Source organism: Ochrobactrum sp. S1502_03, from assembly GCF_044435015.1.
GTDB lineage: Bacteria > Pseudomonadota > Alphaproteobacteria > Rhizobiales > Rhizobiaceae > Brucella > Brucella chromiisoli.
Genome location: NZ_JAYEXN010000032.1, coordinates 21,746 through 33,946, shown reverse-complemented (window position 1 = coordinate 33,946; position 12,201 = coordinate 21,746). Strand labels below are relative to the sequence as shown.

Sequence of the window (12,201 nt, the reverse complement as noted above, 5' to 3'; positions counted from 1 at the left end):
ACTCTGGTCGGGCTACGCCCTTCCGACGTTCCCCGATTGCGGCATAAACTGGCCTGATTTTACACCGCCATTTGGCCTGTTTTTATTCCGCCGTTGACACTTTCGACTTTATTTCAAAAAAATCCCGGCCAAAAGGCCGGGATTTTTCTCGATATACCGAAACAAATTACTGCGCCGGAGCAGGGGTTGCGGGCGTGGCAGGTGCCGTCGCATCTGGCGCTGCCGGTGCAGGCGTTGTTGCTGGTGCGTTCATTTCAGCGGCTGCATTTGGATCTGCAACACCGTCCTTGAAGAGCACGCCACGATCAAAGGTCGGCGCCTCCGTCAACTGTTCCTTGCTTGCCTTGATGACCAGCCATTTTTTACCATCGCTTCGGGTTGCCAGCTGCAACTGATCCGGGCTGACCGCAACGTCCTTTTCACCCACGCCGAGAAAACCGCCAACACCAATCACAGCAGCCTGAATTTCGCCCTCAGGGCTTACAATCAGATCGTTGAGATTGCCAACAGACGCCGCATCGGCTGCGTCACTTTCATAAACTGTCTGTCCGATAAAGCTCGAAACAAGAAGCTGTCCATCCTTGGCTTCGACAAAGCCAATCTTTTCAGATTCCGCAGCAGGCGGACTACCGAACATGTTCTGAGAAGAAACCGGAAGCTCCGAGGCCGCAGGGGCTGCTCCCATCGGTGCTGGGTCTGCTGTCTGGGCGAAGGCTGCCCCTCCGATAAACAGCGCACACGTCGTTGTCAGAAGTGTTGTTCTAAGCATAACCATCTCCTTTATACGTTCGGTTTCACTAAACAAACGTAGAGAATGGCGAGGGGTTCCAATTTTTTTCAAAATTTTCATACAAAAAGGGTGAGTAAGAATAGAAAAAATGAAAGATAAAAAATAAAACAGGCCGGTATTAACCGGCCTGCCATTAATACTTTATATTACTCTATCTTAACTGCAGCCACTTGTAGAGCCGCATGTATCACACTTCAAACAAGTTCCATTACGGACCATGGTGAAGTTCTGGCATTCTGTGCAACTATCGCCGGTGTAACCCTGCATCATCGACTTGATACGACGATCCGCTTCAAGCTTTTTGGCAGCATTTGTTGTTTCTGCGCGAGCTGACGCTGCATCGGCAGCCGCCTTATCAGAGAACAATTCCGTTGCAGCCATATTTTCCTGTTCAGCGGCGGGTGTCGGCTGTTCTTCAAACTCACGCTTGAAGGCCGTGGCACCATCCGTCACAAGACCAACCGTCGCCGAGCGAGCCGAAGAAGACTTGAGCGTCGTTACATTCGACACCTGTTGTGGTGTTGAAGCAGCCGAGCCCTTCGATTCTGTACCGGGCAGGGTGGTCGAGACAAGCGTTGGCTTGTAGCCGCGCGTCCAGCCGGTCGACACAAGATTGGTCTTGCCTTCCTGAATACCCTTACCAAGTGCGGTATTGGAGAAGTCGCTCGTATCAACATGGGCGAGATCGTTGCGTCCGAGATAGGAAACTGCCAGCTCGCGGAACACATAATCAATGATCGACGTTGCGGTTTTAATCGCATCGTTACCAATCACCATGCCAGCAGGTTCGAACTTGGTGAAGGTGAATGCCTCAACATATTCTTCAAGCGGCACACCATATTGCAGGCCCAGCGACACAGCGATTGCGAAATTGTTCATCATCGCACGGAAAGCAGCGCCTTCCTTATGCATATCGATAAAGATTTCGCCAAGACGACCATTACCAAATTCACCTGTGCGCAGATAAACTTTGTGACCGCCAACAACAGCCTTCTGTGTGTACCCCTGACGACGGTTCGGCAGCTTTTCCCGCTCATGAACAATCTTTTCGATGACCTTTTCGACAACACGCTCGGTGACGTGAACGGCACGCGCAGCAGCTGGCGCTTCGATCAGTGCATCAACCGCATCATCTTCATCTTCATCATCTGCAATCAGCGACGCATTAAGCGGCTGCGAAAGCTTGGAGCCATCGCGATAAAGTGCATTCGCCTTGAGTGCCAGCTTCCATGAAAGCATGTAAGCGCTCTTGCAGTCTTCAACCGTTGCTTCATTCGGCATGTTGATCGTCTTGGAAATCGCGCCCGAAATGAACGGCTGCGCCGCAGCCATCATCCAGATATGGCTTTCAACCGAGAGATAACGCTTGCCGATCTTGCCACAGGCATTGGCGCAATCGAAAACCGGATAGTGCTCTTCTTTGAGGAACGGTGCACCTTCCAGCGTCATCGCACCGCAAACATGAACATTTGCTGCTTCAATATCCTTGCGGGCAAAGCCAAGCGCTGGCAGCATTTCAAACGAGAAGTCGTTGAGCTGCTCATCGGTCAGCTTCAGGATGTCCTTGCAGAAATCTTCGCCCAGCGTCCACTTGTTGAAAGCGAATTTGATGTCAAACGCACTCTTGAGAGCGGCATTCAGTGCTTCAATCTTCTCGTCCGTAAAGCCCTTGGCCCTCAGTGTTGAAGGATTGACACCCGGTGCCTGATTAAGATTGCCGTGACCGACAGCATAAGCCTCGATTTCAGCAATCTGGCTTTCCGAATAACCAAGCGTGCGCAGTGCTTCAGGAACAGCGCGGTTGATGATCTTGAAATAACCACCGCCGGCAAGCTTCTTGAACTTCACCAGCGCGAAGTCAGGCTCGATACCGGTCGTGTCACAATCCATGACAAGGCCAATCGTGCCGGTCGGCGCGATAACCGTTGCCTGCGCATTGCGATAACCGTGCTTTTCGCCCAGTTCCAGCGCCTTGTCCCAGGCAGCACGTGCATGCGCGATCATGTCTTGATCAGGGCAATTTTCGGCAATCAGACCAACCGGGTTAACGGCCAAACCTTCATAACCGTCATTTTCACCATAAGCAGCACGCCGATGATTGCGAATAACGCGCAGCATGCTTTCAGCATTCGGCTCATAGCTTGGGAAAGCACCCAGCTCCTTCGCCATTTCAGCAGATGTGGCATAGGCAACGCCGGTCATGATTGCGGTCAGTGCACCGCAGATCGCACGACCTTCGTCTGAGTCATAAGGAATGCCGGATGTCATCAGCAGGCCGCCAATGTTGGCATAGCCAAGGCCGAGTGTACGGTATTCATAAGACAGACGGGCGATTTCCTTGGAAGGGAACTGCGCCATCATCACCGAGATTTCGAGAACCATCGTCCAAAGGCGCGCAGTGTGCTCATAAGCACTAATATCGAACGAGCCATCCTTATTGCGATAGGTCAGCAGATTGATCGACGCCAGATTACAAGCCGTGTCATCAAGGAACATATATTCCGAGCACGGATTGGACGCACGGATTGGGCCAGCCGCAGGGCAGGTGTGCCAATCATTCATTGTGGTGTTGAAATGCAGACCCGGATCAGCTGAGGCCCAGGCTGCATAACCGATCTTTTCCCAAAGATCGCGCGCCTTGAGCGTCTTCATAACGCGACCATCGCGGCGCGCAGTCAGGTTCCAATCGCTGTCGTTTTCAACAGCGCGCAGGAATTCATCCTTGAGCGAAACCGAATTGTTTGAATTCTGTCCCGAAACAGTCAGATAGGCTTCAGAATCCCAGTCCGTGTCATAGGTCTTGAACTCAATGTCCGTGTAGCCCTGACGTGCAAACTGAATAACACGCTTCACGTAGTTTTCAGGAACCTGATTCTTTTTTGCAGCCTTGATTTCGCGCTTGAGAACCGGATTTTTGGATGGATCGAAGCAATCGTCATTGTCTGCTTCGCAATTAACGCAAGCCTTCATAATGGCAGTCAGATGCTGCTTGACGATCTTGGAGCCCGTGACAAGAGCCGCAACTTTCTGCTCTTCTTTCACCTTCCAGTCGATATATTCTTCAATATCCGGGTGATCAATATCGACAACCACCATCTTGGCGGCGCGACGTGTTGTACCACCTGATTTGATTGCGCCCGCTGCACGATCGCCAATTTTCAGGAAGCTCATCAAACCAGACGATTTGCCACCGCCCGAAAGCTTTTCACCCGCGCCACGCAGGTGCGAGAAGTTCGAGCCAGTGCCGGACCCATATTTGAACAAACGTGCTTCACGGACCCAGAGATCCATGATGCCGCCTTCATTGACGAGATCATCGCCAACCGACTGAATGAAGCAGGCATGCGGCTGCGGATGTTCATAAGCGGACTTGGATTTTGTCAGCTTACCGGTCTGCCAGTCAACATAGAAGTGACCCTGCCCAGGGCCGTCGATGCCATAGGCCCAATGCAGGCCTGTGTTGAACCATTGCGGGCTGTTTGGTGCCACGCGCTGCGTCGCAAGCATATAAGCAAGCTCATCGCGGAAGGCGCGCGCGTCTTCTTCCGAATCGAAGTAGCCACCCTTCCAGCCCCAATAGGTCCATGTGCCGGACAAACGGTCGAAAACCTGACAAGCATCCATTTCAGAACCGAAACGCTCATCTTCCGAAAGTTTCGCGAGAGCCTCTTCATCAGGCACAGAACGCCAGAGCCATGATGGCACGTCGTTTTCTTCAACCTTTTTCAGACGGGCAGGGACACCGGCCTTACGGAAATATTTCTGCGCAAGAATGTCTGCTGCAACCTGACTGAATTGCGCAGGGACATTGATGTCCTCAAGGCGAAACACCACCGAGCCATCGGGATTCTTGATCTCACTCGTCACCGTACGGAATTCGATCTCCGCATAAGCCGACTGGTTTTCTTTCGTGAAACGGCGTTCGATCTTCATCTGTCCCATCCAAACGTTCTATATATGGTAGCCTCGCTGAAAAATTTCAGCCCCGGCATTCCAGCCACGATACGTGCCTGCATATTCACTTCGAATGTCCTCATATATCAAAAGACAATCATGATTGAGGAGCTGGCTCCTCGAGAATTCTTTCAATCGATTTCGATCATGCGAAACCCAAACAACGCCACGGCCAAAAGACCGCTTTCATCCAAGCTTGCGGACAAGGCTTCCCTCATCTGGTATATTACCATGACCCAAAATACTAAATCTAGTATTAATACGTCATTGGCATCAATAAAATTCATCCGCCACGCAGCGCTGACATAGCAAATTTCAGACGCAAAAAACCTCGTGCGATCCACGCCTTTTCGACGCAACGCCCGTTGTCCACTACACTGATTTGAAAAAAAGACCGATAAATTCTTTACGCTCGGCCACGCCACTAACGCAACGATGTCGTTATAAAAAACGACTCGGACATGAGCGTCAAGCTTTGGTTTACCATTAAGCCCCCGGCGCTAGATATTGTGATTAAGCCGCTAGGCGAAATGTGGATAACGGGGAGAATGACAGATATATGAAGCTCGGCGTATTTAATTCCAAGACACATGCCAATCAGCAACACAAAGCATGTCTTTAATCCCGATCCCGGAACTGGGTTCAAATTTTGGACGACAAATCGCGGGTAACCTATTGCACAATAAGAAGGGGCAGGGTTCCTTTCCCACCAAAAGCTATTATTCGGCAGCCGCCGCCGTCAGCGAACCGTCAAAATCAAGAAGAATCCGTTTCAGATCAATTTCATCGACGCGTTCTGCAGCCTCGAGCGGCGAAACCCACTCACACACACGCATCTCCCGCTCTGGCCAGTCTTTGGCGCGCTCCACATAGTGTAGTGTATAGACGGCCACTGAAAACTGATTGATGCTTTCAGGCGGAAGATCGTTTTTGCAATATTCGAAGCTGCCGATAGGGCGTGACGAAATCTCACCGCGAACACCAGCTTCCTCGAAAGCCTCGCGTGCGGCAGTTTCTGCAAGCGTGCGCCCAACCTGTGGCCACCCTTTGGGGATAATCCAGCGGCCCGTACCGCGGCTGGTGATAAGCAGAGTTTGCAGATCGTCCGCATGAAAACGATACACAAGTGCCGCAACTTGCTGCAAACGACCAGAAGGCGTCAGAATACGCTTCTCCGTTGCAACAAATTTTTTAGCCTGTGTTTTCACCGCGAAAGTCCCACCATTTTCCAAACAGAATGGATTGATTCTCCGAAATGACAATGGATTTGTTTGCAGCCCCTTGAAACAAAACTATAAAAAATATTTATTTTCAATGACTTAATAAAAACAACGATCACTTCGCTTTCAATAAAAGATCAGTGATACGCCTCCACCGCTTTCCGGCCGACTTTCAATATAGTGTGATTGCGGTCGCTTTACCACCGCAATCACCTTTCATTTTTTTTCGTTTAGCCGCGTTTTCCGCCAGCAATAGGTTCTTGATAGGTGAAACCCATATCCCATGGAAAATAAATCCACGTATCCTGCGAAACTTCGGTTACGAATGTATCGACCAATGGACGGCCTTTTGGCTTCGCATAAACGGTGGCAAAATGCGCCTTTGGCATCATCTCACGAACAATAGCTGCTGTTTTGCCGGTGTCGGTCAGGTCATCGACCACGATCACGCCTTCACCGCCATTTTCGAGAAGCGGCGCGCTGATTCCCTTGAGAATTTCCATTTCGCCTTGCGATGTATAATCATGGTAAGATGCAACGCAGACAGTTTCGATCAAACGAATCCCGAGTTCACGGCAAACGATTGCAGCAGGAACCAGCCCACCGCGCGTGATCGCAACGATCGCACGCCATTCGCGATCCATATCTGCAATACGCCAGGCCAACGCACGGGCGTCACGGTGGAACTGATCCCAGGAAACGGGAAAGGCTTTATCGGGCAACGACATCAAAACGCTCCATGGAAAATCCGAAAACATCGTTCCGGACTTAATCAAACCAAAAATGCGCGATGACGCTTGCCATTCGCGCTGAACTGTCTGGATCTGCAGCTTTCCTCTATGCGCGCACAGCATTTCATGTGCATGCTGCACAACAAGGAAAGGCTTTCCGCCCGGCACAGTCAGCGCCGGGTGATGCTGATAACCGCAAAAATACCTGTAGCGCAAGAGCGGCGTGAGACGACATGTTCATTCCACGCCAAAAATATTGCACCAGACCGCGCGAAGCAGCCCGGTCAGACGTGTTATTTGTTTAACGCGAAAACAGCGTCAGAATTGGCAGTTCATTGAGCATGGAGCGTGTAACACCGCCAAAAACCAGTTCGCGCAATCGTGAGTGGCTGTAAGCCCCCATAACGAGAAGGTCTGCACGCTGTGCAATGATGTGCTCACGCAGCACATCCTGTGCATTGCGGCTATTGGATGCGAGCGGTGTAACACTGGCCTCGATTCCATGGCGTGACAAGGCCTGCGCCAGTTCACTTCCGGCAAGGGCTTCGTCTTCACTTTCACGCTCCGGCGGATCAATCCATATGACTTCCGTGCGGCTCGCATTTTTCATAAGTGGCTTGGCGTCGAAAGCAGCGCGTGCGGGCTCCCGCTTGCCATTGTATGCCACAACAATGCGATCAATCGCTTCCATTGGCAAAATCGGCGCGTGCGGCACCAGCAGAACCGGGCAACTCGAATTGAAAACAAGTGTGTCGGCGGTTTCATCATTGGTTGCCGGATCGTCGGGATCTGGCTGGCCAGCCACCAGCAGTTCAGCGCCAAGGCAGGATGTCAGCACACCATCCGCAGCCGTACCGGTTTCTGAGCGTGTGACGCGGAATTCGTGATGCACAGCCTGACGGCGCATCTCTTCTTCGAAAAGCAGCTTCAGGCGTTCGGAGATTTCCTTATGCTGCTTGTCATGCAACTCAAACATGCCCGGATCAATGAAACCATTGGGATCAGCGTACACGATAGGAGAGGGAACCGAATAAAGGCCGATGACGTGAATGTCAGGCGTTTTGCGCGTCAACAATGCGACCGCCGACAAAACCCGCTTTAACTCGGCATCACTACGGGCATAAGCCACCACCGTCTTATAGGACATATCCGATCTCCTTCCGGCTATTTTCCGTTTTAGTATATAACAATTCATTCCGACAAACAGGCAAAAATCCTGGGCTCAAGCTGCGCCTTGCGTCTGCAAGGTGATAATCATCGCCTCAATTGCACACACTGCCAAATCGATTTTGGTCTCATCGCTGCCGCGAACAACAAGCTCTGTGCTGAATTTTCCATTTTCGAATTTCGGATAAGAACCGATAATCGTTTCAGGATTTTCCTTCTGGATTGCCGAAAGAGGGGCGCCAATGACGCCTTCGCCAAACGGGCAGGGAACAGTTTTGGACAAAAGCTTACGGCCAGTTTTAAGCGTTGGAAGAACATTGTCGAGCATCGCCTGAAAGACCAAAGGCACCCCCGCCATGACATAGACATTGCCAATATGAAAACCGGGCGCCGTGGATACGGGATTGTCGATGTGCTCTGCCCCGTCAGGCATGCGCGCCATGCGCTTGCGAGAGTCGGTAAACTCCAAATCACGTCTGGCATAAGTTTCTGCCAGAAGGGTCATCGCCTTTTCATCATAAATACAAGGCACATTAAAAGCGCGCGATACGGCATCCGCAGTGATGTCGTCATGGGTCGGACCAATGCCGCCGGAAGTGAAGACATAGTCATATCCCGGACGCAACGCATTGAGGGCTGCAACAATGGCATCTTCATCATCCGCAACGATACGAACCTCTTTAAGATCAATTCCTGCGGCCGTCAGAACCTCGGCCAGATGGCCTATATTCTTGTCTTTCGTGCGCCCTGAGAGAAGCTCATCGCCAATGGCAAGCATTGCAGCGGTAACGGCTTTTTGCGGGATAGTCGTCATGCCCAGACTCCATTCTGTTTCATCACAGTTAATCCGTGGCTGACACAAGCTGCAACTGATTTTCTATAATTCTCAAACTAACGCGCCCGCATATGATCATTCACTTTTACACGAGCTTACATTCTAAAAAATCGTTGCGAACAATTTATTGAATAATATCCACTGTCAGCAAAACCAGTTGTTGTAAGCGTTCAAAACAGCTTGAATTTGTTTTACAAATCATGACATAGAATTCCTCAGCTGCGGTCGTGGCGAAATTGGTATACGCAACGGACTTAAAATCCGTCGCCTTTTAGGCTTGCGGGTTCAAGTCCCGCCGACCGCACCACCTATCTTCCCTGATAAAACATTGCGTTTTTACTCATGTTTACTGTTTCAAGCTTGTTTGAAACAGTAAAGCAATGTAGCGATGCGCAAATCTTCAAGAGAATGCAGAAAGCTGATTGATGAACGCCTTCGTAAAAGCCGTAGCTCAAGCTGAAACTGCCATGCGTGCGCTCTTTCCAGAGACGCCATTGCAGCGCAATGACTATCTTTCACGGAAATACGGCGCGGAAATTTGGCTCAAGCGCGAAGATCTGACGCCGGTTCGCTCCTATAAGATACGTGGTGCCTTCAACTTCATTTCACGCGCGGTGAAAACTGCCGACGAAAATGCGATATTTGTCTGCGCCTCAGCAGGCAATCACGCTCAGGGTTTTGCCTTTGCTTGCCGACACTTCGGTCGTAAAGGCGTGGTATTCATGCCGGTGACAACACCGCAGCAGAAAATCGACAAGACCCGCGCTTTCGGTGCAGAATTTATCGAAATCAAGCTCATCGGCGATATTTTCGATGTCTGCTATGCCGCGTCGCAAGACTATGCGGAGGCAAACAAGGGCGTAATGGTACCGCCTTTTGACCATGCTGGCATTATCGAAGGGCAGGCGACTGTTGCGCTCGAAATCGAGCGCCAGCTGCCGGATGGCAAAAAGCCGGATTTTGTGTTTTTGCCAGTTGGCGGCGGTGGTTTGTCGGCAGGTGTGACCCAATATTTCGATGGCCTTGGCTGGAAAATTGCCTACCGCTTTGTCGAGCCTAAAGGTGCTGCGAGCCTCAAAGGCAGCCTTGAAGCAGGCAAACGGATCAAGCTCAGTCAGGTTGATAATTTTGTCGATGGCGCAGCTGTGGCAGAGATCGGCAAAGAAAACTTCAAGCTTCTCAAAGGCTTCGACAAAGATATTGTCATCACGGTTCCAGAAAACCGCCTATGTTCGACAATGGTTGAAATGCTAAATATCGAAGGCGTGGTCCTTGAACCCGCAGGCGCGCTTGGCATTGATGCGCTCAAAGATTTCAAGAAAAGCGAACTTAAAGGCAAGCGCATTGTTATCGTCGTGTCAGGCGGCAATTTTGACTTTGAACGCCTGCCGGACGTCAAGGAACGCGCGCTTCGCTATGAAGGTCTGAAGAAATATTTCATCTTCCGCTTCCCACAGCGTCCCGGCGCACTGCGCTCATTCCTTGATCTGCTCGGTCCGGAAGACGACGTGGCCCGCTTTGAATATTTGAAGAAATCCGCACGCAATTTCGGTTCCGTCCTGATCGGCATTGAAACCAAGAATGCGGCGAACTTCAAAATTCTCGAAAAGAAATTTGCCGAAGCCGGATGGGCCTATCAGGATATAACGGACAATCAGGTGCTTGCAGATTTCATCATCTGACAAAGCATTAAATAAAAATCATTTGCTTTTTGGGGTAAAACGCCCCATATGCCTGCTCAGGCGCATGGGCTGAACTGTTTCAGCCTTCCCGGAATCGGACTTGTTGCGTCTCGCCTCTTGCAGTCAGAATGGTCTGAGAGCAGGGGAGACCCGACTGGTTTCGGGCACGGCAGCGCAAGTCGACCGGATGTTTCCGGCGTCCCGTCGTATCATCACAAAGCTATTTTTCGGCAAGTTGCGCTTGTCCGAAGTTTTAAAGCGGACTGCAATTTTGCGGTGCCGCCGAAAGAGTTTAAATTGACTACTGAAAACATTGGCGGCTTTGCCGCTCTTGGCGTTACTGGCGTACTCCTTAAAGGCGTTGAAGCTGCTGGTATGACCGAGCCAAAGCCGATCCAGACACAGGCCATTCCGCATCAGCTGGAAGGTCGCGATATTTTAGGCATCGCACAGACAGGTTCCGGCAAGACTGCTGCCTTCAGCCTGCCGATCCTGCAGAAAATCATTGGGCTTGGCGACAAGCGCAAGGGTAAGACGGCACGCGCGCTGATCCTTGCACCAACCCGCGAACTGGCCGTGCAGATCGAAGAAACGATCCGTACCGTTGCCAAGCAGGCGCATATTTCGACTGCGCTCGTTCTCGGCGGCGTATCGCGCCTGAGCCAGATCAAGCGCATGCAGGGCGGCGTTGATGTTCTCATCGCAACACCTGGCCGTCTGACTGACCTGGTGCGTGAGAACTGCATTGATCTTTCGGAAACCCGTTGGTTGGTTCTCGATGAAGCTGACCGTATGCTTGATATGGGCTTCATCAATGATGTGAAGCGCATTGCCAAGGGCACGCACAAAAACCGTCAGACCGCACTTTTCTCGGCAACCATGCCAAAGGAAATCGCAGCACTCGCACAGAGCCTGCTGCGTGATCCGGTTCGCGTTGAAGTGGCTCCACAGGGCACAACAGCGGCTGAAATAACTCAGGTTGTGCACCCTGTTCCAACCAAGGAAAAGCGTCGTCTGCTCTCCGGTCTTCTGGGCGACAAGACCATGAAATCCGTTATCGTGTTCACCCGTACAAAGCACGGTGCCGATGCGGTTGTGCGTCATCTCGAACGTGACGGTTTCGATGTTGCAGCGATCCACGGCAACAAATCACAGAACGCCCGCCAGCGCGCGCTGAACGGCTTCCGCGATGGCACATTGCGCATTCTGGTTGCAACCGACATCGCCGCACGCGGCATTGACGTTCCGGGCATTAGCCATGTGGTCAATTATGACCTGCCGGACGAGCCGGAAACCTATGTGCACCGCATTGGCCGTACGGGCCGTAACGGCGCAAGCGGCGCATCGATCACGCTTTATGATGCTGCAACGGAAGATACAAAGCTTCGTGCCGTTGAACGCGTCACGCGCAGCAAGCTCACCATCAAGGAAGCGCCCGTCAAGCTCGCACCAGCACCGGCGCCAAAGTTTGATGATGCTGAAGACAAACCACGTTCGGATCGTAAACCCGGATCGCACAGCGTGCCACAGAAGCATCGTCGTCCGGCCAACAAGATGGCCAAGTCTGGCGAAAATCGTTCAACGCCAGCACCAAAGCCAGCAAACGGCGAAGCGGCTGCAAAGCCAAAGCGTCCATTCCATCGCAAGCGTCGTCCAGGTGGCGGCGGTGGCGGCCAGCGCGCTGCTTAATCGCAGCACACGTTTTTCTAAAAGCCGCCCTTAACGGGGCGGTTTTTTCGTTTTAGCTGGATTGTTGAGTTCGTCATTGCAATTTCACCTGGAAAATTATTCCCCGGTTGCTTGAAGAACGTCATGCTTCCCC

General features: G+C 51.6%; 8 protein-coding genes and 1 tRNA gene. 3 read left to right on the top strand and 6 right to left on the bottom strand.

Translation table 11 applies throughout. The annotated features are described in order from the left end of the window. Window positions 1–166: 166 nt before the first annotated feature. The 6 genes from VBH83_RS15975 to VBH83_RS15950 form a co-directional block, all read right to left on the bottom strand. Window positions 167–769 (bottom strand): PRC-barrel domain-containing protein, encoded by a 603-nt coding sequence (locus VBH83_RS15975; RefSeq protein WP_265984695.1) that lies wholly within the window; start codon window positions 767–769, stop codon window positions 167–169. Between the two features lie 177 nt (window positions 770–946). Beyond that, the gene (locus tag VBH83_RS15970; RefSeq protein WP_396998581.1) at window positions 947–4,723 is read right to left on the bottom strand and encodes a vitamin B12-dependent ribonucleotide reductase; all 3,777 of its coding nucleotides are present in this window, start codon (window positions 4,721–4,723) and stop codon (window positions 947–949) included. A 740-nt stretch (window positions 4,724–5,463) separates the two neighbouring features. Next, entirely contained in the window at window positions 5,464–5,952 is a 489-nt protein-coding gene (locus tag VBH83_RS15965) for an NUDIX hydrolase (protein WP_265984693.1), read from the bottom strand. Between the two features lie 242 nt (window positions 5,953–6,194). After that, window positions 6,195–6,692: a xanthine phosphoribosyltransferase gene (gene gpt / locus VBH83_RS15960; RefSeq protein WP_007875001.1), complete on the bottom strand. Its 498-nt coding sequence runs from the start codon at window positions 6,690–6,692 to the stop codon at window positions 6,195–6,197. 304 nt (window positions 6,693–6,996) lie between these two features. Next, on the bottom strand, window positions 6,997–7,842 hold the full coding sequence (locus tag VBH83_RS15955) for a universal stress protein (RefSeq protein WP_396998579.1): 846 nt from the start codon (window positions 7,840–7,842) through the stop codon (window positions 6,997–6,999). Between the two features lie 75 nt (window positions 7,843–7,917). Further along, window positions 7,918–8,676 (bottom strand): competence/damage-inducible protein A, encoded by a 759-nt coding sequence (locus tag VBH83_RS15950; RefSeq protein ID WP_265984691.1) that lies wholly within the window; start codon window positions 8,674–8,676, stop codon window positions 7,918–7,920. 242 nt (window positions 8,677–8,918) lie between these two features. Here VBH83_RS15950 and VBH83_RS15945 point away from each other — a divergent pair. The 3 genes from VBH83_RS15945 to VBH83_RS15935 all read left to right on the top strand — a co-directional run bounded on the left by VBH83_RS15945 (window position 8,919) and on the right by VBH83_RS15935 (window position 12,068). Continuing rightward, window positions 8,919–9,004: transfer RNA gene (locus VBH83_RS15945), tRNA-Leu, on the top strand. 115 nt (window positions 9,005–9,119) lie between these two features. Then, a complete protein-coding gene (gene ilvA, locus VBH83_RS15940) occupies window positions 9,120–10,379 on the top strand; it encodes a threonine ammonia-lyase IlvA (protein WP_265984690.1) in 1,260 nt (419 codons plus the stop codon). A 48-nt stretch (window positions 10,380–10,427) separates the two neighbouring features. Next, a complete protein-coding gene (locus tag VBH83_RS15935; RefSeq protein ID WP_396998577.1) occupies window positions 10,428–12,068 on the top strand; it encodes a DEAD/DEAH box helicase in 1,641 nt (546 codons plus the stop codon). The last annotated feature ends 133 nt before the right edge of the window (window positions 12,069–12,201 follow it).

Excerpts from the sequence above, each read along its gene's own strand:
- gpt (WP_007875001.1), bottom strand. The coding sequence starts at position 6,692 with ATGTCGTTGCCCGATAAAGCCTTTCCCGTTTCCTGGGATCAGTTCCAC.
- VBH83_RS15970 (WP_396998581.1), bottom strand. The coding sequence starts at position 4,723 with ATGAAGATCGAACGCCGTTTCACGAAAGAAAACCAGTCGGCTTATGCG.
- VBH83_RS15955 (WP_396998579.1), bottom strand. The coding sequence starts at position 7,842 with ATGTCCTATAAGACGGTGGTGGCTTATGCCCGTAGTGATGCCGAGTTA.
- VBH83_RS15950 (WP_265984691.1), bottom strand. The coding sequence starts at position 8,676 with ATGACGACTATCCCGCAAAAAGCCGTTACCGCTGCAATGCTTGCCATT.
- VBH83_RS15975 (WP_265984695.1), bottom strand. The coding sequence starts at position 769 with ATGCTTAGAACAACACTTCTGACAACGACGTGTGCGCTGTTTATCGGA.
- VBH83_RS15935 (WP_396998577.1), top strand. The coding sequence starts at position 10,428 with ATGCCTGCTCAGGCGCATGGGCTGAACTGTTTCAGCCTTCCCGGAATC.